Genomic DNA, 24,824 nt, shown 5'->3' with positions numbered 1-24,824 from the left:
TTGACCTGCGTGGGGTCCAAAACGGGCAGACCCCTTGACGTGAGACCCGCGGTACCCGATAACCTACCGGTTGGTTGGGTCGTTCATCGGCGTCGACGGGAGTACGCGTGCCACCTGCAGTACGGATCGGCAACTGTTCGGGCTTCTACGGTGATCGGCTCGCCGCGATGCGGGACATGCTCACCGGGGGCGAGCTGGACTATCTGACGGGCGACTACCTCGCCGAGCTCACCATGCTGATCCTGGCGCGCGACCGGGCCAAGAATCCCGAGCGCGGCTACGCCAAGACTTTCCTGCTACAGCTGGAGGAGTCGCTGGGCCTGGCCCTGGACAAGGGCGTGAAGATCGTCGCCAACGCCGGTGGCCTGAACCCTGCGGGACTGGCCGGCGCGGTGCGTGCGCTAGTCGAACGCCTTGGCCTCGACGTCAACGTCGCACATGTGGAGGGTGACGATCTGGTCGGACGGGCGACAGAGCTCGGCCTGGGGACGCCGCTCGCGGCCAACGCCTACCTGGGCGCGTGGGGCATCGTCGAATGCTTGAACAGCGGTGCCGACGTTGTGGTCACCGGACGGGTCACCGATGCCTCGGTGATCGTCGGGCCGGCCGCGGCGCACTTCGGTTGGGGCCGAACCGATTACGATGCCCTCGCAGGCGCGGTCGCCGCAGGCCACGTCATCGAATGCGGCACCCAGGCCACCGGCGGCAACTACGCGTTCTTCACCGAGATACCCGATCTGCAGCGGCCGGGCTTCCCACTCGCCGAGATCTCGGCCGACGGCTCGTCGGTGATCACCAAGCATCCCGGGACCGGCGGCCAGGTCAGCGTCGGCACCGTCACTGCACAGCTGCTCTACGAGATCGCCGGTGCCCGCTACCCCAATCCCGATGTGACACTGTGTGTCGACTCGTTGCAGTTGAGTGGGGACGGCGACGACCGCGTTCGCATCTCCGGTGTGACGGGTGAGGCCCCGCCCCCGACGCTCAAGGTATCGCTGAACAGCATCGGCGGATTCCGCAACGCCGCGACGTTCGTGCTGACCGGTCTGGATATCGAGGCCAAGGCCGAGCTTGTGCGCAGCCAACTCGAAGCGGGCCTGAAGGTCAAACCGGCAGAGCTGGAATGGTTCTTGGCCCGCACCGACCATCCCGACGCCGATACCGAGGAAGCCGCCAGTGCGTTGCTTCACTGTGTGGCGCGCGATCCCGACCCCAATGTCGTCGGCCGCCAATTCTCCGCCGCGGGAGTCGAACTCGCACTGGCGAGCTACCCGGGCTTCACCACCACCGCGCCACCGGCGGACGGTCAGGTGTACGGCGTGTTCACCCCGGGATACGTCGATGCCGCCGAAGTGCCGCATGTCGCCGTGTACGCCGACGGCACTCGTGTCGACATCGCGCCGGCCACCGAAACCCTCGTCGTCGCACCGGTTGCAGAGCCACATTTACCTGAGCCGTTACCGGCCGGGCCCACCCGCCGGGTCGCGCTCGGCACGATCGCCGGCGCCCGCAGCGGCGACAAGGGTGGCTCGGCCAACGTTGGGGTATGGGTGCGGGCCGGGGCGAGCGCAGCGACGGGAAACAGCACCGGGGCGAGCGCAGCGACGGGAAACAGCACCGGGGCGAGCGCAGCGACGGGAGACAAAGCCGACAAGCAGTGGCGGTGGCTCGTGCATGCGCTGACCGTCGACAAACTTCGCGAATTACTGCCTGAGACAGCGGATCTGACCGTCACCCGGCACGTACTGCCGAATCTGCGGGCCGTGAACTTCATCATCGAAGGCATCCTCGGCCAGGGCGTGGCCTATCAAGCTCGGTTCGATCCGCAGGCCAAGGGGCTGGGCGAATGGTTGCGCAGTCGTCATCTCGATATCCCGGAGGACCTTCTCACGTGAGCATCTGGAATACCCCAGAACGGGAGACTCTACGAAAGACCGTGCGCAGCTTCGCTGAACGTGAGGTGTTGCCGAACGTCGCGGAGTGGGAGCGCACGGGTGAACTCCCCCGCGAACTGCACCGCAAAGCGGGTGAGGCCGGACTGCTCGGAGCCAACTTCCCCGAGTCGGTCGGAGGTGGTGGCGGCGACGGCGCGGACGCGCTGATCATCTGCGAGGAGATGCATTACGCGGGAGCTCCGGGCGGTGTGTTCGCGTCGCTGTTCACGTGTGGGATCTCGGTGCCGCACATGATCGCCTCTGGCGACAAGCGGCTGATCGAAACCTACGTGAAGCCCACGCTGCGAGGGGATCTCATCGGATCGCTGGCCATCACCGAGCCGGGCGGCGGCTCCGACGTCGGGCATCTCACGACCAGGGCCACTCGGGACGGCGATGAATACGTCCTCAACGGCGCCAAGACCTACATCACGTCGGGCGTACGTGCCGATTACGTCGTGACCGCCGCGCGCACGGGTGGGCCGGGCGCTGCCGGGGTGTCGCTGATCGTGGTGGACAAAGGCACACCCGGGTTTGAGGTGAGCCGCAAACTCGACAAAATGGGTTGGCGCTCAAGCGATACCGCCGAGTTGTCCTACACCGATGTGCGGGTGCCGGTCGCCAATCTGGTGGGTGTGGAAAACTCTGGTTTCCTTCAGATCGCCGCGGCGTTCGTCTCCGAGCGGGTCGGCCTTGCCGCGCAGGCGTATGCCAGTGCGCAGCGCTGTCTGGACTTGACCGTCGAGTGGTGCCGCAACCGCGAAACCTTCGGCAGACCACTCATTTCCCGGCAGTCGGTGCAGAACACGCTGGCCGAGATGGCCCGCCGTACCGACGTGGCCCGCGTGTACACCCGCAACGTCGTCGAGCGGCAACTCGCCGGAGCCGCCCCGGCGGCGACATCGGGCCAGGGAGAGATCGACCTTATTTCTCAGGTGTGCTTTGCCAAGAACACCGCCGTCGAGGCCGGCGAATGGGTGGCCAATGCGGCCGTGCAGTTGTTCGGCGGCATGGGCTACATGGCCGAATCCGAGATCGAGCGGCAATATCGGGACATGCGCATCCTCGGCATCGGCGGAGGGACCACCGAGATTCTGACCTCACTGGCCGCGAAGACGTTGGGGTTCCAGCCATGACAATTCTGAAATCGACGGTCGACCCCCACTCCCCCGGGTTCACCGAGGCCGCAGAGGTGATGATCGCCAAGCTGGCCGAGCTCGAGGCAGAGCACGCAAAGGCACTGGCCGGTGGCGGGCCTAAGTACGTGGACCGGCACCACTCCCGCGGCAAGCTCACCGCACGCGAACGCATCGAACTGCTGCTGGACCCCGACGCACCGTTCCTGGAACTGAGCCCGCTGGCGGCGTGGGGCAGCGACTTCGCCGTCGGCGCCAGCGTCGTGGCCGGCATCGGCGCGGTCGAAGGTGTCGAATGCCTGATCGTCGCCAACGACCCAACCGTCAAGGGGGGCACCAGCAACCCCTGGACGCTGAAAAAGATCCTGCGCACCAACCAGATTGCGCTGCAGAACCGGCTTCCGGTGATCTCACTGGTGGAGTCGGGCGGAGCTGATCTACCCACTCAGAAGGAGATCTTCATCCCCGGTGGGCAGATGTTCCGGGACCTGACCAGGCTTTCGGCCGCCGGCATCCCGACGATCGCCCTGGTGTTCGGCAACTCGACCGCAGGCGGTGCGTATGTGCCGGGCATGTCCGATCACGTCGTGATGATCCACGCGCGGTCCAAAGTGTTCCTGGCCGGGCCGCCGCTGGTGAAGATGGCGACCGGCGAGGAGTCCGACGACGAGTCGCTCGGCGGCGCCGAGATACACGCCCGCACATCGGGTCTCGGTGATTACCTGGCCGCCGACGAGCTCGACGCCATCCGGATCGGCCGGCGCATCGTGGCCCGGTTGAACTGGCGCAAGCAGGGCCCGGCACCGGCCCCGGTCATCGAGCCGCTGTTCGATTCCGAAGAACTCATCGGCATCGTGCCCGCGGATCTGCGGATCCCGTTCGATCCGCGCGACGTCATCGCTCGCATCGTCGACGGCTCGGACTTCGACGAGTTCAAGCCCCTGTACGGGTCGTCGTTGGTGACGGGGTGGGCCACGCTGTACGGCTACCCGATCGGCATCCTGGCCAATGCGCGCGGTGTGCTGTTCAGCGAGGAGTCTCAGAAGGCCACACAGTTCATCCAGTTGGCCAACCGGGCCGATACCCCGCTTCTGTTTCTGCACAACACCACTGGATACATGGTGGGTAAGCAGTACGAAGAGGGCGGCATGATCAAGCACGGCTCGATGATGATCAACGCCGTGTCCAATTCGAAGGTGCCACACATCTCTCTGCTGATCGGCGCCTCCTACGGTGCCGGACACTACGGCATGTGCGGGCGCGCCTACGATCCCCGATTTCTGTTCGCCTGGCCCAGCGCGAAGTCGGCCGTGATGGGCGGCGCGCAGCTGGCCGGCGTGCTCTCGATCGTCAGCCGCGCCGCCGCCGAGGCGCGCGGCCAGGAGGTCGACGAGGCTGCTGACGCCGCGCTGCGGGCGGCGGTCGAGGCTCAGATCGAGGCCGAGTCGCTACCGATGTTCTTGTCCGGCCGACTGTACGACGACGGGGTCATCGACCCCCGCGACACCCGCACGGTGCTGGGAATGTGCCTGTCCGCCATCGCCAATGGCCCGATCGAGGGGACGTCGAACTTCGGCGTCTTCCGGATGTGAGGGGGCATCACATGTCTGGGCCGAGACTACGCATTCTGTCGACTTTCGGACCGAATCCCGCCAAAAAGCGTCGTTTCGGCGGAGGAGGAAGATGATCACCAGAGTTCTGGTCGCCAACCGCGGCGAGATTGCCCGCCGGGTGTTCGCCACGTGCCGCCGCCTGGGTATCGGCACCGTCGCGGTGTACACCGATCCCGACTTCGAGTCTCCCCACGTCGCCGAGGCCGACGCTCGGGTGCGTCTCACCGGTAACACCGCCTATCTTGACGCCGCGCAGATCATTGCGGCCGCTCGCGCCGCGGGTGCTGACGCGATCCACCCCGGTTACGGATTCCTCTCGGAGAACGCGGATTTCGCGACGGCGGTGATCGACGCGGGGCTGACCTGGATCGGCCCGCCGGTACCCGCAGTGCAGGCGATGGGCTCCAAGATCGAAGCCAAGAAGATGATGGCTGCGGCCGGTGTGCCGGTGCTCGAAGAGCTCTCGCCGGACAGCGTCACAGTCGAGCAGCTGCCGGTGCTGGTGAAGGCCTCTGCCGGCGGCGGCGGACGCGGTATGCGTGTTGTGCGGGAACTCGGCACGCTGGCAAGCGAAGTCGCCGCGGCGCAACGCGAGGCCCAGTCGGCGTTCGGCGATCCCACGGTGTTCTGCGAGCGGTATCTCGCCGCCGGTCACCATGTCGAGGTGCAGGTGATGGCCGACGCGCACGGCACGGTGTGGGCGGTCGGCGAACGCGAATGCTCGATCCAGCGTCGCCACCAGAAGATCGTCGAAGAGGCGCCGTCGCCCCTCGTCGAGCGCACGCCTGGCATGCGGGCCAAGCTGTTCGAAGCGGCCCGATCGGCGGCTGAAGCCATCGGGTATACCGGTGCGGGCACCGTCGAATTCATGGCCGACGAGCAAGGCGAGTTCTTCTTCCTGGAGATGAACACCCGACTGCAGGTCGAGCATCCGGTCACCGAGGCCACCACCGGGCTCGATCTGGTCGAGCTGCAGATCGCGGTAGCCGACGGCGGCCGGCTCGATCCCGAGCCGCCGCCGGCCCGGGGCTCCTCGATCGAGGCCCGCCTCTACGCCGAGGATCCGGCCAAGGGCTGGCAACCGCAGGCCGGCCCGGTGCACCGGTTCGCCGTGCCCGGACAGGTCCGTGTCGATAGCGGCATCGAAGACGGTTCGGTGGTCTCGATCTTCTACGACCCGATGCTGGCCAAGATCATCTCCTTCGCACCGACGCGCCGACAGGCGGCCGGAGTTCTCGCGGATGCGTTGGCCCGCACAAAGATTCACGGAGTCCGCACCAACCGGGATCTGCTGGTGAATGTGCTGCGCCATCCTGCGTTCCTGGACGGGGCCACCGACACCGCATTCTTCGACACGCACGGTTTGGAGGCGCTGGCCGCCCCGCTCAGCTCACCGGAGGCAGTGACGCTGAGCGTAGTCGCTGCGGCTCTCGCCGACGCAGCGCAGAGCCGCAGCGCCGCCAAGGTTTTCGGGGCCGCTCCGAGCGGGTGGCGCAACCTGGCGTCGGGTTATCAGACCAGGACTTACTGCGAGGGCGATACTGAGCACACCGTGCGGTACCGGTTCACCCGCACTGGTTTGGAACTGCCGGATCACCCCGATGTCACACTCGTTGCCGCAAAGCCAGAGCATGTGGTGCTCGGGGTCGACCGCGTCGAGTGGGCCTTCGACGTAGCCCGGTACGGGAACCCCGAAGCCCCTGAAGTTTTCGTCGATTCATCGCTGGGCCCGGTGCAGTTCACCGCGCGGCCCCGCTTTCCCGATCCCAACGACGCCGTCGCGCACGGCTCGCTGCTCGCGCCTATGCCCGGTTCAGTGGTGCGGGTCGGCGCTACCACCGGCGACAGCGTCACTGCCGGGCAACCGTTGATCTGGCTCGAGGCGATGAAGATGGAACACACCATCGCTGCACCCGAGGATGGGGTGCTGGCCGAACTCAATGTCACCGCGGGCCAGCAGGTCGAGGTCGGCGCCGTCCTTGCCCGCGTGGAAGCGGCGTCATCTCAAGAAGGAGAACAACAGTGAACTTCGTCGAAACCGAGGAACAGCAGGCGCTACGCCAGGCGGTGGCCGCTATGGCCGCCAACTATGGTCAGGACTACTACCTGGAGAAGGCCCGGTCCGGCCAGCACACCACTGAACTGTGGAGTGAGGCAGGAAAACTTGGCTTCATCGGGGTGAATCTGCCCGAGGAGTATGGCGGCGGCGGCGCCGGTATGTATGAGCTGAGCCTGGTGATGGAAGAGATGTCGGCGGCCGGGTCGGCGCTGCTGATGATGGTGGTGTCCCCGGCCATCAACGGCACCATCATCTCGAAGTTCGGCACCGACGAGCAGAAGAGGCGCTGGATCCCCGGCATCGCGGACGGCTCGATCACCATGGCCTTCGCGATCACCGAACCGGATGCCGGGTCGAACAGCCACCGCATCACCACCACGGCCCGCCGCGATGGCAGCGACTGGATCCTCAGGGGCCAGAAAACGTTCATCTCCGGCATTGACCAGGCTCAGGCTGTACTCGTCGTCGGCCGCACCTACAAAGAGGGAGTTCACAAGTCGGAATCTCTCCGTCCCGCGCTGTTCGTCGTCCCGACCGACACCCCGGGCCTGAACTGGACCAAGATCGAAATGGAGATCACCAGCCCGGAAAGCCAATTCCAGGTCTTCCTCGACGACGTGCGACTGCCCGCCGATGCCTTGGTCGGCTCCGAGGATGCTGCGATCGCGCAACTGTTCGCCGGGCTGAACCCCGAGCGGATCATGGGCGCGGCCAGCGCAGTCGGCATGGGCCGGTTCGCGATCAACAAGGCCGTCGAGTACGTCAAGACCCGCCAGGTCTGGAAGGTTCCGATCGGCTCACACCAAGGCCTGTCACATCCTTTGGCGCAGAACCATATCGAGATCGAACTGGCCAAGCTCATGATGCAGAAGGCCGCGACGTTGTACGACGCCGGTGACGACGTGGGTGCGGCCGAAGCCGCCAACATGGCTAAGTACGCCGCAGGCGAGGCGTCGGTGCGGGCCGTCGACCAGGCCGTGCAGTCGCTCGGCGGCAACGGTCTGACCAAGGAGTACGGCATCGCCGCGGCCGTCACCGCGTCGAAGCTGGCCCGCATCGCCCCGGTCAGCCGCGAGATGATTCTCAATTTCGTGGCGCAGACCTCGTTGGGCCTCCCCCGGTCGTACTGATGAGCGCTTGCGCGAAGAAGAAACGATACTGATGAGCGAACTCGTCCACTACGTAGCCGACAACGCCGTCGCCCGGCTGACCCTCGACTCACCGCACAACCGCAACGCGCTGTCCACGGCCCTGGTCGACCAATTGAACAAGGGCCTGGCGCGGGCGGCCGCCGATCCAGCCGTGCGGGTGGTGGTCCTCGGCCACACCGGTGGAACATTCTGTGCGGGTGCCGATCTGAGCGAGGCGGCGGGACGTGAACCGGGTGACGTCGCGGTCGACCGGGCGCGCGAGATGACGACGACGCTGCGCGCGATCCTCGAGCTACCCGTGCCTGTCATCGGGGCGATCGACGGCCATGTCCGGGCGGGTGGCCTTGGCCTGGTCGGCGCCTGCGACCTTGTGGTGGCCGGGCATAACAGCACGTTCGCTCTCACCGAGGCAAGGATCGGCGTTGCGCCATCGATCATCTCGCTGACACTGTTGCCGAAGATGTCACCGCGCTCGGTGGGTCGCTACTTCGTCACCGGGGAGAAGTTCGGCTCCGCCGAGGCCGCCGCGATCGGGTTGATCACCCTGGCCTCCGACGACGTCGAGGGCACTGTCGCGGGTTTGACCACCGAAATTGCCAAGGGTTCACCGCAGGGTCTGGCGATGTCGAAGGCGCTGACGACCGCGGCGATTCTCAGGTCGTTCGACGAGCACGCCGAGGAGTTGACTCGACTGTCGGCCGAACTGTTCGGCTCCGACCAAGCCCGTGAGGGGATGCTGGCCTTCTTGCAGAAACGTCGGCCGAACTGGATTGGTTGAGCCCGGCCTCAGCTCGCACCGGCGCCGTGGCGGCCTGCGCCCGCGGCGAACCGGCCGGCCCCGTGTGCGGCCTCGTGCTTGACCCGTTCGATACTGTCGAACTCGAATTCCATTGCGGCTCGCTCTGATTGGCCCCATTGACGCAGTGCGGACAGTCGATCGGCCCGCAGGCACTGCTGAGGCAGAGCCGCCAGTTGCGTTGCCAGCTCCTCGGCCTCGGTTCGGGCGTCGCCCTTGGGAACCACTCTGTTGGCCAGGCCGATCGCGTGGGCCTCGGCGGCGTCGACGGCGCGGCCCGTCAGAATCAGGTCCATGGCCCGGCTTTCGCCGATAAGCCTCGGCAGGCGCACGGTGCCCCCGTCGATGAGCGGAACGCCCCAGCGCCGGCAGAACACGCCCAGCACCGCATCCTCTTCGACTACCCGTAGGTCACACCACAGCGCCAACTCCAGGCCACCGGCCACCGCGTAGCCGCCGATGGCGGCGATCACCGGCTTGGACAGGACCATCCGGGTCGGCCCCATCGGCCCCGGACCAACGGGGCCCAGGACGTTCGACTGCGGCGTGCCGAACGCCTTGAGATCAGCTCCGGCACAGAATGTTCCACCATCGCCCCACAACACGGCGACTGATGCGGAATCATCGGCATCGAATTCCTCGAACGCCGCGACCAGCGCGGCCGCGGTCGGTCCGTCCACCGCGTTGCGTGCGTGCGGACGATGCAAGATGACGGTGGTCACCGCGCCGTCGCGCTCAGTTCGGACCGACTCGGTCATGTCGCCTCCATGAGTTCTTCCCGGTCGCGCCGCGCGACGAGTTCGGCGGCAAAATCGGTGTAGGCCGTACGCAGTTGCGCGCCGGGCCAGTCGGCGGGCAACAGTTTGTCGGGCAGCACCGGGTCGGTAAGTAGGTGCCGCACGATACCCGCGGCCGCCACGAACCGGCTCGGAACGTCGGTGGCGGACGCGATGTCGTCCAGCAACCGGCGGCCGGCCCTGACCCAACCGGGCAGATCCCACAACCGCCCGACCAGATCGAACGGGTCGTCGTCGCGGGTGTGCAGCATCCGCACTCGTTCGGCGATCTCCTGCGGTAGCGCCTGGTCGAGATTGTCCGGCCGCATCCACACCCCCTCACGTAACTCGGCAAAACGATACTGCTGCAGCATGATTCGCAGCGCGGCGCGGGTACGGGCGTCGGTGCCGACACTGGTGATGACGAGGGTGAGCCATTCCTCATCATCTGGGCGCAGCCGGGGGTTGATGGCGTCGTCCTGGCGGCGCTGCCGGGCCAGCAGTCGGTCGGCCAGTCGATAACCGTCCTCGGAGCGCACCAGGTCACCCGCCCCCACCATGCGGGTGAGTGCGACCCGCAACGCGGTTTCCTTGATATCGAAATCCGCTGTGAGCCTGATCAGTTCAGCGGCACTCGCCCACGCGGGGTGCGCCCCGAGCAGCACGCTCAGCACGACCGAACGAGCCGTCATCCGGTTCAGCGCAGGCATCCGTCACACCCCAACGCTAGTGGCCGTGCCCTCACCGCTCCTCGCGAGCAGTCATCCCTTGACCAACGCGCGCTCGATGATCGGGGCGAGATCCAACCCGGCGGGCAGGGTTCCGAAGGCGCCGCCCCACTGGCCGCCGAGCCGGCTGGCCAGGAACGCCTCGGCCACCGCCGGGTGACCGTGGCGGATAAGCAGCGAGCCCTGCAGGGCCAGGCTGATGTCCTCGGCGATCTTGCGGGCGCGGTATTCGATGTTGTCGAACGTGCCGAGCTGCCCCTTGAGCGCGGCGGCGTGGGCGTCGAGCCGTGGGTCCTGCCCCAGCGCCAGCTCATCGAACATCACCTCGACGCACTCGGGGCGAGTTGCCATGGCGCGCAACGTATCGAGGGCGCTAACGTTGCCGGAACCCTCCCAGATGCCCATCAGCGGAGCCTCACGGTATAGCCGCGGCATACCGGATTCCTCGACGTAGCCGTTGCCGCCCAGACATTCCATCGCCTCACCCGCATGCGGGGTAGCGCGCTTGCACACCCAGTACTTGGCGGCGGCCAGCCCGATACGGCGCAATAGCGCTTCGCGTTCGTCACCGCGCACCGCCTTGTCGGTGGCCCCGGCCATCCGCATGGCGAGCATCGTGGCCGCTTCGGCTTCCACGGCGAGGTCGGCGAGTACGTTACGCATCAGTGGCTGGTCAATCAAGTAGGCGCCGAACGCCTTTCGATGCTGGGCGTGGTGCACCGCACGGCTCAGCCCAGTACGCATACTGGTGGCGCTGCCCAATGCGCAGTCGAGCCGGGTCAGGTTGACCATCTCGATGATGGTCTTCACACCCTGACCCTCCTCACCGACCAACCACGCCACCGCGCCGTCGTACTCGACCTCGGCGGAGGCATTGGCATGATTGCCGAGCTTATCCTTGAGGCGCTGCAAGAACATTCGGTTGCGACTACCGTCGGGCAGCACCCGCGGCAGGAAGAAACAGCTCAGCCCACCGGACGATCCCCCGTCGCTTCGCACGCCCCCGCGCGCTTGGGCCAATACCAAGAAGATGTCACCCATCGGCGCCGAGGTGAACCACTTGTGCCCGGTGAGCGAGTAAGTGCCGTCACCGTTGGGCACGGCCTGCGTGGTACCTGCCCGGACGTCGGAGCCACCCTGCTTCTCGGTCATCGACATGCCCGCGGTGATGCCGGGTTTGGTCGCCGGCACCTTGAGCTCAGGGTCGTAAACCCGGCTGGTCAGCAGGGGTTCGTAGACTTTGGCCAGCTCCGGGTTGAACCGCAGCGCGGGGACGACGGCGTATGTCATCGAAATCGGACACATGTGGCCGGGCTCGGCGGTCCACACCGAGGTCTTGGCGGCGCGCACCACGTGGGACCCGGGCCGGTCGTCGGCCCAGGGTGCCGCGTGCAGGCCGTGCTTGATCGCCGCGGCCATCAGCTCGTGGTAAGCCGGATCGTATTCGACCTCGTCGACGCGGTAGCCGTATCGGTCGTGGGTATGCAGGATCGGCTGGTTGCGGTCGGCGAGTTCGCCCCAGCGCTGGACCTGGGCGCTGCCGTTGAGCGCGCCGACCGCATTGACCTCGTCGAGACCCCACTCACCACCTTCCCGAATGAGTGCCTCGATCAATACCGGCGAGGCCGCGGAGTTGAAGTCCTCCAGCGGCGGGACCTGATTGGTGACGACGTGCGTGGCCGCGGACGCGAGGAGCGAAGGGTCATGAGCCATACTCCAGTGTTACAGTTTCTCGACAGTTGTTCAAGAGTTGTAATGACCGCCGGAGGCCTCCGCGCTCTCCTCTGCGAGCGAACATCCCGAGGTGTCGACATCGGCCCTGCGTCCGGACCGCCGCGCTTCATAGCGGTTCAACGCCGTGACCACTACTGCCGCCAAGGCCCAGCCCAGCAGGATGTCGATCACGTAGTGCTCGGCGGTGTAGACCAACGTGAACGCCATGATCAGGACGTAACCCACAAGGACCGGCCGCCAACCGCGGTTGACGCGGTTCCACAGAAACGCCGAGACCGCTGCTGTCAGTCCGGCATGCAGTGACGGGATGGCCGCCACCAGATTCACGCTCGCCTGGCCCTGATCGATCAACGCGGTCGCAGAGTGCAGGTTGAGCTTGCCCCAGCCGCGCGTGACGATTCGCTCGATCCACTCGTGGCCGCCGTCCCGGTTGCCCTGCATCGCCCCGAGCAGTCCGCCGTCGGTAGCCTCGCGCGCCGAGCGGAACATGCACCGCGGACCGGACGGACCACCGTCGACATCATCGGCGGTACACCGGGCTGCCGCCCACGGCGGCGCGGCGGGCAGCAGCGCATAGATCATCAGTGCCGCGAACGACAGCCCGACGAACAGCCGGACGAACCGTTTCCACTCCTCCCGGTCACGCAGCCACAACACCCCGGCGACAACGTACGGCAGGATGAAGAACGACATATAGACCGTGCTGATCACGATCTCCCACCACGGCGGGTTCAGAGCCTTGAGTCGTTCCTGCAGCCACACCGTCGGGACTGTGCCGAAGAACATCCAGCGGTCTGCGTTGACCTGCCATTGCCAGAGGGTCGGCCGCCCGATCAACGTCGCCGCTCCCCTACTCAGGTCGTAGGCGAGGAGCACCAACGCGAACGGAAGCCAGTCCCGGACGACATAGAACATGCGCCGGCCCTGTCCGATGCTGGCGGCCAGCAGGCCCGTAGAGATGTAGAGCAGCAACAGTTCTCGATTGAATGCGAAACCGTCGGTGACCGTGCGATAACCGACGATGACAGCCCAGACCGCGACCGCTAGATAGCGCACGATACGCAACAAAAGCGCGCGGCGAGCGGCGGTCTCCGCTGAAGGATCGACCGGTGATCGCACGATTGACTGCCCTTCATCAATCATGGACACCCGGACAAGGCTAGTTCACCTGCCGCTAACTCCCCGTTTAGGGAACCGTTTCTGGCGTGGCGTCTCAGCTCACAGCGTGCTCGCGCAGGAACGCGATGTCGTCCTTGCGGCCTTCCTCGGACGTCTCGCAGATCACCGGAGCGTCGGCGGCGTTGACCACCGCGGCCAGCAGCTGCGGATCGATCTGTCCCAGACCGAAATTGGCGTGCCGGTCAGCGCCAGAACCGGCGGCATCCCGGGAGTCGTTGCAGTGCACCAGATCGATGCGCCCGGTGATGGCCTTAATGCGGTCCACCGCGTCGACGAGTGCCTCGCCTGCGGCCCACGCGTGACAGGTGTCGAGGCAGAAGCCAATACCTTTGTCACCGATGCGGTCCCACAGCCGGGCGATGGTGTCGAAATGGCGGGCCATGGCGTGGTCCCCACCCGCGGTGTTCTCCAGATACACCGGTACGTCGGAATTCAGATAGTCGAGCGCCTTGCCCCAGCGCTCAAACCCGGCCTCCATGTCGTTGTCATCGGCGTGCCCACCGTGCACGATCACCGCAGTGGCGCCGATCTCGGCGGCAGCGTCGCACGTGTCCTGCAGGATCTTGCGAGACGGGATGCGCACCCGGTTGTTCGCGGAGGCGACATTGATGAGGTACGGCGCATGCACGTACAGCGGAACGTTCGCGGCCTTGAGTACGACGGCATCTTCGCGAGGCTTCGGTTTCTTCCAGCTCTGCGGGTTGCCGAGGAAGAACTGCACGACGTCGGCGCCGTCAGCGGCCGCCGCGGCCAATGGGTCGGTGTTGTCTACATGCGAACCGATGAGCACGCCGCCAGTCTAGTGAGCCTCGGCGACGACCCCGCCCACCCGCTTTGTCATCCCTCAAGGAACGGGTTTGTCACGCCAGAGTGACCGTCGCGCCCGAGTGTCACGCCAGAGTGGCGAGCCGAGGCCGTCATGTCGGCCCCACTCGTCGAGCGTCACGCAAGAGTGGCTCTCAGCGTCGAGAGCCACTCTGGCGTGACAGAGCCCAGCGGAGACAGAACGTGACAAGCCCAGCGGAGACAGAGCGAGACAGAGCGCGACCGGCCCACACAGTCGACCGCACCCGCAGACGGAAAAAGCCCCCGCCGAAGCGGGGGCTTTTTCCGTAGTGACTAGCGGTAATCCGAGTAGCCGTAATCGTCCAGCGGCACCGCAGCACCGGTGGCCTGGCCGAAGTCCGGGCTGTAGTACTGATCCTCGTAGGACGGGATCGTGTACGCCGCAGCGCGGGCCTCTTCGGTGGGCTGCACCTGGATGTTGCGGTAACGGTTGATACCGGTACCGGCCGGGATCAGCTTGCCGATGATCACGTTTTCCTTCAGACCCTGCAGCTTGTCGCTGCGGCAGTTGATCGCCGCATCGGTCAGCACGCGAGTGGTCTCCTGGAACGACGCCGCCGACAACCACGAATCGGTGGCCAGCGACGCCTTGGTGATACCCATCAGCACCGGACGTCCGGCTGCGGGCTCGCCACCCTCGGCCACGACGCGACGGTTCTCGGTCTCGAACTCGGCACGCTCGGTCAGCGAGCCGGGCAGGAACTCCGTCGAGCCCGAGTCGATGATCGTGACGCGACGCAGCATCTGCCGGACGATGACCTCGATGTGCTTGTCGTGGATCGACACACCCTGGGCCCGGTAGACCTCCTGGACCTCCTTGACGAGGTGGATCTGCACCTCGCGGGGGCCCTGGACGCGCAGCACCTCGTGCGGATCAGCGGAGCCTTCCATCAGCTGGTCGCCGACCTCGACGTGGTCGCCGTCGGAGAGCACGCCCTCCGAGCCGTCCTCGTGGGTGATGACCCGCAGGCGCTGACGCTTGGTGAGCTTGTCGTAGACAACTTCCTCGCCGCCATCGTCGGGGACGATGGTGATCTTGAAGAACTTGTCGCTCTCCTCCAGCCGGACCCGGCCCGCGACGTCGGCGATGGGCGCCTTATTCCGTGGGATACGAGCCTCGAACAGCTCCTGCACGCGGGGCAGACCACCGACGATGTCGGCGCCACCGGTAACACCACCCTGGTGGAAGGTACGCATGGTCAGCTGCGTGCCGGGCTCACCGATGGACTGGGCGGCGACGATGCCGACGGCCTCGCCGATGTCGACCAGCTTGCCGGTGGCCATCGAGCGGCCGTAGCACTTCGCGCACACACCGGCAGCCGACGCACAGGTCAGCACCGAACGCACCTTCACCTGCGAGATGCCCGCGGCCAGCAGCGCGTCGATCGCCGGATCACCGAGATCGTGGCCGCGCTCGATGATCACCTTGCCGTTGGCGTCGACCGCGTCGGTCGCCAGCGTCCGGGCGAAGGCCGAGGTCTCGACGTGCGCATCGCGGATCAGCGAACCATCGTGGCCGCGCTCGGCCAGCGTGACGATGATGCCGCGCTCGGTCTCACAGTCGGTCTCGCGAACGATGACGTCCTGCGACACGTCGACCAGACGACGGGTCAGGTAACCCGAGTCGGCGGTACGCAGAGCGGTGTCCGCGAGGCCCTTACGGGCGCCGTGGGTGTTGATGAAGTACTCCAGCACCGTCAGGCCCTCGCGGAACGAAGACTTGATGGGACGCGGGATGAACTCACCCTTCGGGTTGGTCACCAGGCCCTTCATGCCGGCCAGGGTGCGGGTCTGGGTGAGGTTACCCGTGGCGCCGGACTTCACGATCGTGATGATCGGGTTGTCCGCCGGGTAGTACTCCTCCATCGCCTTACCGACCTCTTCGGTGGCGTCCTGCCAGATCTTGACCAGCGACTCGTTGCGCTCGGTGTGGTTGAGCGCACCGCGCTGGTACTTCTTCTCGATCGCCTCGGCCTCGGCCTCGTGGCGCTCCAGGATCTCCTGCTTCTGCGGCGGCACCAGAACGTCGGCCATCGAGACCGTGACACCCGAACGGGTGGCCCAGTGGAAGCCGGCGTCCTTGAGCTTGTCGACGGTCTGCGCCACCACGATCATCGGGTAACGCTCGGCCAGATCGTTGATGATCCGGGCCTGGACCTTCTTGTGCATCTGCTCGTTGACGAACGGATACCCGTGCGGCAGCAGCTCGTTGAACAGCACCCGACCCAGCGTGGTGTCCGCGATCCAGGCGTCGCCGTACTTCCAACCGTTCTCGAACAGCTGGGCCTCGACGTCGGCCGGCGGCCGCAGATCGGTGAGCCGAACCTTGATCCGGGCACGCACCGACAGCGCACCACGGTCGAGGGCCATGATGGCCTCGGCCGGGCTGCTGTACACGCCGGTCTCCGGGGTGTCCGTACCGGCCGGGGTGTATTCGCCGATGTCACCGGGAACCTCGGTGGTCAGGAAGTACAGCCCGGTCACCATGTCCAGACGCGGCATGGCCAGCGGCTTACCCGACGCAGGCGACAGGATGTTGTTCGAGGACAGCATCAGGATGCGGGCCTCGGCCTGTGCCTCCGCCGACAGCGGCAGGTGCACGGCCATCTGGTCACCGTCGAAGTCGGCGTTGAACGCCTCACACACCAGCGGGTGCAGCTGGATGGCCTTGCCTTCCACCAGCTGCGGCTCGAAGGCCTGGATACCCAGGCGGTGCAGCGTAGGTGCACGGTTCAGCAGCACGGGGTGCTCGGCGATGACCTCTTCGAGGACATCCCACACCTGCGGCCGCTGCCGCTCGACCATGCGCTTGGCACTCTTGATGTTCTGCGCGTGGTTCAGGTCGACCAGACGCTTCATCACGAACGGCTTGAACAGTTCCAGAGCCATGAGCTTGGGCAGACCGCACTGGTGCAGCTTGAGCTGCGGGCCCACGACGATAACGGAACGGCCCGAGTAGTCGACACGCTTACCGAGCAGGTTCTGCCGGAACCGGCCCTGCTTGCCCTTGAGCAGATCGGACAGCGACTTGAGCGGACGGTTGCCCGGCCCGGTGACGGGGCGACCACGACGGCCGTTGTCGAACAGCGCGTCCACCGACTCCTGAAGCATGCGCTTCTCGTTGTTGACGATGATCTCGGGTGCACCGAGGTCGATCAGTCGCTTGAGCCGGTTGTTGCGGTTGATCACACGGCGGTACAGGTCGTTCAGGTCGGAGGTGGCGAAACGGCCACCGTCGAGCTGAACCATCGGGCGCAGTTCCGGCGGGATCACCGGGACGGCGTCGAGCACCATGCCCATGGGCGAGTTGCCGGACTGCTGGAAGGCCGCGACGACCTTCAGACGCTTGAGCGCGCGCAGCTTCTTCTGGCCCTTGCCGTTCTTGATGGTGTCGCGCAGCGACTCCGCCTCGGCGTCGATGTCGAAGTTCTCGATGAGCTTCTTGATCGACTCGGCACCCATGGCACCCGTGAAGTACTCGCCGTAGCGGTCCTGCAGCTCGCGGTAGAGCACCTCGTCGACGATCAGCTGCTTGGGAGCCAGCTTGGTGAAGGTGCTCCAGATCTCGTCGAGCCGGTCCAGCTCGCGCTGGGCCCGATCACGGAGCTGACGCATCTCACGCTCGCCGCCGTCGCGCACCTTGCGGCGCACGTCGGACTTGGCCCCCTCGGCCTCGAGCTCGGCCATGTCGGCCTCGAGCTTCTGAGCCCGGGCCTCCAGGTCGGAGTCACGCTGGTCCTCGACGGCCTTGCGCTCGACGGCCATCTCGGCCTCGAGCGTCGACAGCTCGTTGTGACGCATCTCGTCGTCGACGGCGGTGATCACGTAGGCCGCGAAGTAGATGATCTTTTCCAGATCCTTCGGGGCCAGGTCCAGCAGGTAGCCCAAGCGCGACGGGACGCCCTTGAAGTACCAGATGTGCGTGACGGGTGCGGCCAGTTCGATGTGGCCCATCCGCTCACGACGCACCTTGGCGCGGGTGACCTCGACGCCGCACCGCTCACAGATGATGCCCTTGAAGCGGACGCGCTTGTACTTACCGCAGTAGCACTCCCAGTCGCGAGTCGGTCCGAAGATCTTCTCGCAGAACAGGCCGTCCTTTTCAGGCTTCAGCGTGCGGTAGTTGATGGTCTCCGGCTTCTTGACCTCGCCGAAGGACCAGTTGCGGATGTCGTCCGCGGTGGCGAGGCCGATGCGGAGTTCATCGAAGAAGTTGACGTCTAGCACGTAACTCCCTTTCCCCTTTCGGGACTAGAAATCTGTTTAGGCCAGGTCTTCCACAGAGGCGGACTCGTTGCGCGAAAGGTTGATGCCGAGGTTGGCAGCAGCACGCTCCAGGTCCTCGTCGTCACCGTCACGCATCTCGATCGCCGCGCCGTCGGAAGACAGCACCTCAACATTCAGGCAGAGCGACTGCAGCTCCTTGAGCAACACCTTGAACGACTCCGGGATACCGGGTTCGGGGATGTTCTCGCCCTTGACGATGGCCTCGTAGACCTTCACGCGGCCGACCGTGTCGTCGGACTTGATCGTCAGCAGCTCCTGCAGGGTGTAGGCCGCGCCGTAGGCCTGCATGGCCCAGCACTCCATCTCACCGAACCGCTGGCCACCGAACTGCGCCTTACCGCCCAGCGGCTGCTGGGTGATCATCGAGTACGGGCCAGTCGACCGTGCGTGGATCTTGTCGTCCACGAGGTGGTGCAGCTTGAGGATGTACATGTAGCCGACCGTCACCGGGTACGGGAACGGTTCGCCGGAACGCCCGTCGAACAGCGTCGCCTTGCCGTCGGCGTCGACCATGACCTCGCCGTCGCGGTTCGGCAGCGTCGAACCGAGCAGGCCCTGCAGCTCACCTTCCTGCGCACCGTCGAACACCGGGGTGCTCACGATGCTGTCGCGCGGCGCGCTGTACAGATTCTCGGGCAGCTTGCCCGCCCACTCCGGAGTCCCCGCCGCAACATCGATGTTCCAGCCGGCCTTGGCCACCCACCCGAGGTGCGTCTCCAGGATCTGGCCGATGTTCATACGACGCGGCACACCGTGCGTGTTCAGGATGATGTCCACCGGGGTGCCATCGGGCAGGAACGGCATGTCCTCGACAGGCAGGATCTTGCCGATGACGCCCTTGTTGCCGTGGCGTCCGGCGAGCTTGTCGCCGTCGGAGATCTTGCGCTTCTGGGCCACGTACACGCGGACCAGCTCGTTGACACCGGCGGGCAACTCGTCGTCGTCCTCGCGCGAGAACACGCGGATGCCGATGACCTTGCCGGACTCACCGTGCGGCACCTTGAGCGACGTGTCGCGGACCTCGCGGGCCTTCTCACCGAAGATGGCACGCAGCAGGCGCTCCTCCGGGGTCAGCTCGGTCTCACCCTTCGGGGTGACCTTGCCGACCAGGATGTCGCCGTCACGGACCTCGGCGCCGATGCGGACGATGCCGCGCTCGTCGAGATCGGCCAGCACCTCATCGGAGACGTTCGGGATGTCCCGGGTGATCTCCTCGGCGCCCAGCTTGGTGTCGCGGGCATCGATCTCGTGCTCCTCGATGTGGATCGAAGTCAGCACGTCCTCTTCCACCAGGCGGTTGGAGAGGATGATCGCGTCCTCGTAGTTGTGGCCTTCCCACGGCATGATCGCCACGAGCAGGTTCTTGCCCAGGGCCATCTCACCGTTCTCGGTGCACGGACCGTCGGCGATCACCTGGCCGGACTCGACGCGCTGCCCGGCGTCCACGATCGGACGCTGGTTGGCGCACGTGCCGTGGTTGGACCGGGCGAACTTGCGCATCCGGTAGGTGTGCCGGGTGCCGTCGTCGGCCATCACGGTGACGTAGTCGGCGGACACTTCCTCAACCACACCGGACTTGGCCGTGACCACCACGTCACCGGCGTCGATCGCGGCACGGAGTTCCATGCCGGTACCGACGAGCGGGGCCTCGCTGCGCACCAGCGGAACCGCCTGGCGCTGCATGTTGGCACCCATCAGGGCGCGGTTGGCGTCGTCGTGCTCGAGGAACGGGATCATCGCGGTCGCGACCGACACCATCTGACGCGGCGAGACGTCCATGTAGTCGACCTGGTCGGCCGCCACGAACTCGACCTCGCCGCCCTTCTTGCGGACCATGACGCGGTCTTCGACGAACCGGGCACCGCCATCGGTGTCGGTCGTCGGCGAGTTGGCCTGCGCCACGACGTGGCGGTCCTCCTCGTCGGCGGTCAGGTAGTCGATCTGGTCGGTGACGACCCCGTCCACGACCTTCCGATATGGGGTCTCGATGAAGCCGAACGGGTTGACCCGGGCGTACACCGACAACGAGCCGATCAGACCGATGTTCGGGCCCTCAGGGGTCTCGATCGGGCACATGCGGCCGTAGTGCGACGAGTGCACGTCGCGGACCTCGAGGCCGGCGCGCTCACGGGACAGACCGCCGGGGCCCAGCGCCGACAGACGACGCTTGTGGGTCAGACCCGACAGCGGGTTGTTCTGGTCCATGAACTGCGACAGCTGGCTGGTCCCGAAGAACTCCTTGATCGCCGCCACGACGGGACGGATGTTGATCAGGGTCTGCGGCGTGATCGCCTCGACGTCCTGGGTGGTCATCCGCTCGCGGACGACACGCTCCATACGCGACAGGCCGACCCGGATCTGGTTCTGGATCAGCTCGCCGACGGTACGCAGCCGACGGTTGCCGAAGTGGTCGATGTCGTCGACCTCGACGGGAACCTCGACACCATCGGGGACCGTCATCGTGGTCTGGCCCTCGTGCAGGCGCACGAGGTACTCGATGGTGGCGACGATGTCTTCTTCGGTCAGCGTGGTCGAAGTGGAGGGCTGGACCTTGCTGTTCGGGTTGAGGCCCAGCTTCTTGTTGACCTTGTAGCGGCCGACGCGGGCCAGGTCGTAGCGCTTCTCCTTGAAGAACAGGTTCTCCAGCAGGGTCTGTGCGGACTCCTTGGTCGGCGGCTCGCCCGGACGCAGCTTGCGGTAGATGTCCAGCAGCGCCTCGTCGGTGCCTGCGGTGCTGTCCTTCTCCAGCGTGCCCATCATGATCTCGGAGAAGCCGAAGCGCTCGGTAATCTGCTCGCCGGTCCAGCCCAGCGCCTTGAGCAGCACGGTGACCGGCTGACGGCGCTTGCGGTCGATACGCACGCCGACGGTGTCGCGCTTGTCGACGTCGAACTCCAGCCACGCGCCGCGGCCCGGGATGACCTTGACGCTGTGCAGGGTCTTCTCGGTGGACTTGTCGATGCTCTCGTCGAAGTACACGCCCGGTGAGCGAACCAACTGGCTCACCACGACACGCTCGGTGCCGTTGATGATGAAGGTGCCCTTCTCGGTCATCATCGGGAAGTCACCCATGAAGACCGTCTGGCTCTTGATCTCGCCGGTGTTGTTGTTGATGAACTCGGCCGTGACGAACAGCGGGGCCGCGTACGTCATGTCCTTGTCTTTGCACTCGTCGACCGGAGCCTTGACCTCGTCGAAACGCGGGTCGGAGAAGCTCAGCGACATCGAGCCGGAGAAGTCCTCGATCGGCGAGAGCTCGGCGAGAACCTCTTCAAGGCCACCGACGGGATTGTCGTCACCGCGGTCGACAGCGTTCTGCCGCCACCGGTCGGAGCCGACCAGCCACTCGAAAGAATCAGTCTGAACGTCGAGAAGCCCCGGAACCTCAAGCGGCTCGCGGAGCTTGGCAAATGAAACTCTGTTCGGTGCTCCTGGGACGGAGTTATTGGTGTTAGCGTTCGCTGTGCTCTGGCTAGAGACTGCCAAGATGCATCCTTCCAGCACCTCATGCGACGATTCGGATGCCGGACTACACCGGCCCTGTTGTCGCTCTGTTCTGCGTCGGTTCGGCTGGCGTTTCCTGCTTTGAGCCTCGTCCAAACTCCCGGACGCAACGCACGCGACTAGGTACTGAGCAACGCTCAGACTAGGACCACGATGTCAGGTACAGGTGAGGTGGGCAGGATGCAGCCAGCGCAACGTCCAACGATAGCGCAGAACGGCGCATTCCTCAACCACACAGACCCATGCTATGAGCTGGGTCACTCGTCGCTGGCTGGCGTCCTGAACCCGTTCACACATGCTGACCAACAGATTGACCCGTCTGGGCTCGTCAGTCAAGAGTTCACACGCTCATTAAGCCAGGAAACTTGGCCGGACTTGACCGGATATTCCGCTTCCGGTGGGTCAGTCGAGCAAGCACAGGCCCTCCGGAACGGAACAAATTCGCCGCCGCCCTGACGAGCCACGCCGGATTTGATCGACGGATCGGCTCAGCTCTGAGTGGGTACCTCGATGGCGCCCGTCGGGTCGTCGTCCGCCGAACGATCATGCCGTTTGGTGGGCTCGTCGAACTCGTGGACCGGGAATTTGTGAGTGCCCTCGAGGTCGTCCATGATCGCGGCCTGCGCGGCCGGCGGCAAGGTGTGCATCATCTCGCGCACGCGGGCCTGACGACGCGCCACCGCCTTGCGCTCGGGCATGCCGGGCGTCGCCATGAGCTGAGGCGGCACACCCTCGATCTCCTCGACACCGCCGTCGTGCTGGCCCAGGTCCAACATGGCCTGCTCGGCCGCGGCGGTCGCCTCGTCCTTCTCCTCGGACATACCGATCGGGCCGATCCGGCGGCCGTTGAGGAACTGCTTGACGACGGGCTCATCGCTGGTCAACAGCACCTCACGGGGACCGAACATGACCAAGTGCTTACGGAACAGCATGCCCATGTTGTCCGGCACGGTTCGAGCGATGTTGATGTTGTGCGTCACGATCAGGATCGTGGCGTCGATCTGGGCATTGATGTCGATCAACAACTGGCTCAGGTAGGCGGTACGGACCGGGTCCAGACCGGAGTCCGGCTCGTCGCACAGGATGATCTTCGGATCCAGCACCAAAGCGCGGGCCAAGCCGGCACGTTTGCGCATACCGCCGGAGATCTCGCCTGGGAACTTGTGCCCGTCGTTGGGCATGCCCACCAGCTCGAGCTTCTCCATGACGATGTTGCGGATTTCGCTTTCGGACTTCTTGGTGTGCTCGCGCAGCGGGAAGGCCGTGTTGTCGTAGATGTTCATCGAGCCGAACAGCGCGCCGTCCTGGAACAGCACACCGAACAGCGTGCGGATCTCGTAGAGTTCCTTGGCCGAGCACTCGATGATGTCGGTGCCGTCGATGACGATCGAGCCGCGCTCGGGACGCAGCAGCCCGATCAGGGACTTCAGGAACACGGACTTACCGGTACCGGACGGGCCCAGCAACACGCTGACCTCCCCGGCAGGGATGGTCAGGGTCACGTCCTCCCAGATCTTCGACGATCCAAATGACTTGCTGAGCCCGGTTACGTCGATTTGGACGCCCATCAGAGATCCTCCCGCCTACCCCTTGACCGCGCCACGACTCCAGCCTGTGGTTTGAGTCACCATAACCTACGCACTACCACCGCAGCATGGTTGTGTCCACAGAATCCGCGCGCTTATCAGAACGGCAAAGATCCCCGAATCCGAGGGATCCGGGGATCTTTGGCAGGACGGGAACTACTTGACGGTGACCGAAGCGCCGGCGGCCTCGAGCTTGGCCTTGGCGTCCTCGGCGGCCTCCTTGGTGACCTTCTCCAGCAACGGCTTGGGGGCACCGTCGACCAGATCCTTGGCTTCCTTCAGGCCCAGGCCGGAGACGATCTCGCGGACGACCTTGATGACGCCGATCTTCTTCTCGCCGGCACCCTCGAGGATGACGTCGAACTCCGACTGCTCCTCAGCGGCCTCGGCGGCGGCCGGGGCGGCACCGGCGGCCGCGACGGCGACCGGAGCGGCGGCGGTGACCTCGAAGGTCTCCTCGAACTGCTTGACGAACTCAGAGAGCTCCAGCAGCGTCATTTCCTTGAAAGCGTCGAGCAGTTCTTCGGTAGACAGCTTTGCCATGTTGATGGTCCTTCCTTATTTCTTACTGATGTATGGGGTAGGTGAAAGCGGCGGTCTCTAAGCCGCTTCTTCGGATGCCTTCTTCTCCTGCAGCGCGGCGGCCAGCCGGGCAACCTGCGAAGCGGGCGCGTTGAACAGGCCGGCAGCCTTGGACAGGTTGCCCTTCATGGCGCCTGCCAGCTTGGCCAGCAGCACCTCGCGCGACTCGAGGTCGGCGATCTTCTCGACCTCGGAGATCGAGAGGGCGCGGCCGTCCATGTAGCCGCCCTTGATGACGAGCGCCTTGTGGTCCTTGGCGAACTTCTTGATCGCCTTGGCGGCGTCGACCGGCTCGCCCTGGACGAACGCGATCGCCGTCGGACCGGCGAACAGATCATCGAGGCCTTCAATGCCGGCTTCCGAGGCGGCCCGCTTCACCAGGGTGTTCTTGGCGACGGTGTACGTGGTCGAGTCGCCGAGGGAACGACGGAGTTCGGCCAGGTTTGCCACGGTGAGCCCGCGGTACTCGGTGACGACGGTGGCCGTCGCCCCCTTGAACTGCTCGGCAATGTCGGCAACCGCCGTGGCCTTATCAGCCTTGGCCATGCATGCCTCCTTGTGGTGGGTATCGGTCGATCCACCTGGACAGCCGGCGTCAAAGGCCATGAAATGACGAACGCCCCGACGCAGACAGGTCGGGGCGTGAAAATCTACGGACTTTTAATCCGAAGGTCGTAACTAGCCTCGTCCTCCTGCGTGGGCCGCTGGGGTCTCCCCCAGGCCTTCAACCGATTGCCGAGCCACTTGCTCTTCGTGCAAGCGCTCATCGGTGACCGACGGTCTTCGGTGGAACCCGACCAGAGTAGCCGAGCACCCGCCTGACGTCCTAATTCCTCATTCCTCGTCCCCTGCACCGCGAGCGTGCGGGTCTGCTGCCCGCCACGCCGCCCCCGGCCGCCACTATGCGCACGTT

General features: G+C 65.6%; 16 protein-coding genes. 6 read left to right on the top strand and 10 right to left on the bottom strand.

What is annotated here, in order from left to right; genetic code table 11:
* Window positions 1-107 precede the first annotated feature (107 nt).
* From B133_RS0100315 to B133_RS0100290, 6 genes are all read left to right on the top strand, one after another.
* Window positions 108-1,895: an acyclic terpene utilization AtuA family protein gene (locus tag B133_RS0100315; protein WP_018598712.1), complete on the top strand. Its 1,788-nt coding sequence runs from the start codon at window positions 108-110 to the stop codon at window positions 1,893-1,895.
* Window positions 1,892-3,070 carry an acyl-CoA dehydrogenase family protein gene (locus B133_RS0100310; RefSeq protein WP_026255792.1) on the top strand — a complete coding sequence of 393 codons (1,179 nt, stop codon included), beginning with the start codon at window positions 1,892-1,894 and terminating at the stop codon, window positions 3,068-3,070. Before B133_RS0100315 ends, B133_RS0100310 begins: the two co-directional genes overlap by 4 nt.
* 2 nt (window positions 3,071-3,072) lie before the next feature.
* Window positions 3,073-4,662, top strand: a complete 1,590-nt coding sequence (locus B133_RS0100305; RefSeq protein WP_198291019.1) for an acyl-CoA carboxylase subunit beta — start codon at window positions 3,073-3,075, stop codon at window positions 4,660-4,662.
* Between the two features lie 91 nt (window positions 4,663-4,753).
* Window positions 4,754-6,709: a biotin carboxylase N-terminal domain-containing protein gene (locus tag B133_RS0100300; protein WP_018598709.1), complete on the top strand. Its 1,956-nt coding sequence runs from the start codon at window positions 4,754-4,756 to the stop codon at window positions 6,707-6,709.
* Entirely contained in the window at window positions 6,706-7,872 is a 1,167-nt protein-coding gene (locus B133_RS0100295; RefSeq protein WP_018598708.1) for an acyl-CoA dehydrogenase family protein, read from the top strand. Before B133_RS0100300 ends, B133_RS0100295 begins: the two co-directional genes overlap by 4 nt.
* A 31-nt stretch (window positions 7,873-7,903) precedes the next feature.
* Complete coding sequence (locus tag B133_RS0100290) at window positions 7,904-8,671, top strand: enoyl-CoA hydratase family protein (protein ID WP_018598707.1); 768 nt, start codon at window positions 7,904-7,906, stop codon at window positions 8,669-8,671.
* A gap of 8 nt (window positions 8,672-8,679) precedes the next feature.
* On the opposite strand, the gene B133_RS0100285 is transcribed toward B133_RS0100290, so the two are convergent.
* From B133_RS0100285 to rplJ, 10 genes are all read right to left on the bottom strand, one after another.
* Window positions 8,680-9,447 (bottom strand): crotonase/enoyl-CoA hydratase family protein, encoded by a 768-nt coding sequence (locus B133_RS0100285; RefSeq protein ID WP_018598706.1) that lies wholly within the window; start codon window positions 9,445-9,447, stop codon window positions 8,680-8,682.
* Entirely contained in the window at window positions 9,444-10,175 is a 732-nt protein-coding gene (locus B133_RS0100280) for a PaaX family transcriptional regulator C-terminal domain-containing protein (RefSeq protein WP_018598705.1), read from the bottom strand. Before B133_RS0100280 ends, B133_RS0100285 begins: the two co-directional genes overlap by 4 nt.
* 51 nt (window positions 10,176-10,226) lie before the next feature.
* Window positions 10,227-11,906, bottom strand: coding sequence for an acyl-CoA dehydrogenase family protein (locus B133_RS0100275; protein WP_018598704.1), 1,680 nt, complete (start codon window positions 11,904-11,906; stop codon window positions 10,227-10,229).
* A gap of 30 nt (window positions 11,907-11,936) precedes the next feature.
* The gene (locus B133_RS22155; protein ID WP_051088014.1) at window positions 11,937-13,070 is read right to left on the bottom strand and encodes a phosphatase PAP2 family protein; all 1,134 of its coding nucleotides are present in this window, start codon (window positions 13,068-13,070) and stop codon (window positions 11,937-11,939) included.
* 70 nt (window positions 13,071-13,140) lie between these two features.
* Window positions 13,141-13,896 carry a deoxyribonuclease IV gene (locus B133_RS0100265; RefSeq protein WP_018598702.1) on the bottom strand — a complete coding sequence of 252 codons (756 nt, stop codon included), beginning with the start codon at window positions 13,894-13,896 and terminating at the stop codon, window positions 13,141-13,143.
* Window positions 13,897-14,225: 329 nt separating this feature from the next.
* The gene (locus B133_RS0100260; RefSeq protein ID WP_018598701.1) at window positions 14,226-18,179 is read right to left on the bottom strand and encodes a DNA-directed RNA polymerase subunit beta'; all 3,954 of its coding nucleotides are present in this window, start codon (window positions 18,177-18,179) and stop codon (window positions 14,226-14,228) included.
* 36 nt (window positions 18,180-18,215) lie between these two features.
* A complete protein-coding gene (locus tag B133_RS0100255) occupies window positions 18,216-21,743 on the bottom strand; it encodes a DNA-directed RNA polymerase subunit beta (RefSeq protein ID WP_018598700.1) in 3,528 nt (1,175 codons plus the stop codon).
* Window positions 21,744-22,231: 488 nt separating this feature from the next.
* Window positions 22,232-23,311 carry an ABC transporter ATP-binding protein gene (locus B133_RS0100250; RefSeq protein WP_018598699.1) on the bottom strand — a complete coding sequence of 360 codons (1,080 nt, stop codon included), beginning with the start codon at window positions 23,309-23,311 and terminating at the stop codon, window positions 22,232-22,234.
* Window positions 23,312-23,485: 174 nt separating this feature from the next.
* Window positions 23,486-23,872 (bottom strand): 50S ribosomal protein L7/L12, encoded by a 387-nt coding sequence (gene rplL, locus B133_RS0100245; RefSeq protein WP_018598698.1) that lies wholly within the window; start codon window positions 23,870-23,872, stop codon window positions 23,486-23,488.
* A 57-nt stretch (window positions 23,873-23,929) separates the two neighbouring features.
* Window positions 23,930-24,457 carry a 50S ribosomal protein L10 gene (gene rplJ / locus B133_RS0100240; RefSeq protein ID WP_018598697.1) on the bottom strand — a complete coding sequence of 176 codons (528 nt, stop codon included), beginning with the start codon at window positions 24,455-24,457 and terminating at the stop codon, window positions 23,930-23,932.
* Window positions 24,458-24,824 lie beyond the last annotated feature (367 nt).

The organism is Mycobacterium sp. 155 (genome assembly GCF_000373905.1).
Lineage (GTDB): Bacteria > Actinomycetota > Actinomycetes > Mycobacteriales > Mycobacteriaceae > Mycobacterium.
This window is presented reverse-complemented; position numbering and strand designations above follow the sequence as displayed.

Excerpts from the sequence above, each read along its gene's own strand:
- B133_RS0100300 (WP_018598709.1), top strand. The coding sequence starts at position 4,754 with ATGATCACCAGAGTTCTGGTCGCCAACCGCGGCGAGATTGCCCGCCGG.
- B133_RS0100285 (WP_018598706.1), bottom strand. The coding sequence starts at position 9,447 with ATGACCGAGTCGGTCCGAACTGAGCGCGACGGCGCGGTGACCACCGTC.
- rplJ (WP_018598697.1), bottom strand. The coding sequence starts at position 24,457 with ATGGCCAAGGCTGATAAGGCCACGGCGGTTGCCGACATTGCCGAGCAG.
- B133_RS0100280 (WP_018598705.1), bottom strand. The coding sequence starts at position 10,175 with ATGCCTGCGCTGAACCGGATGACGGCTCGTTCGGTCGTGCTGAGCGTG.
- B133_RS0100275 (WP_018598704.1), bottom strand. The coding sequence starts at position 11,906 with ATGGCTCATGACCCTTCGCTCCTCGCGTCCGCGGCCACGCACGTCGTC.
- B133_RS0100250 (WP_018598699.1), bottom strand. The coding sequence starts at position 23,311 with ATGGGCGTCCAAATCGACGTAACCGGGCTCAGCAAGTCATTTGGATCG.
- B133_RS22155 (WP_051088014.1), bottom strand. The coding sequence starts at position 13,070 with ATGATTGATGAAGGGCAGTCAATCGTGCGATCACCGGTCGATCCTTCA.
- rplL (WP_018598698.1), bottom strand. The coding sequence starts at position 23,872 with ATGGCAAAGCTGTCTACCGAAGAACTGCTCGACGCTTTCAAGGAAATG.
- B133_RS0100290 (WP_018598707.1), top strand. The coding sequence starts at position 7,904 with ATGAGCGAACTCGTCCACTACGTAGCCGACAACGCCGTCGCCCGGCTG.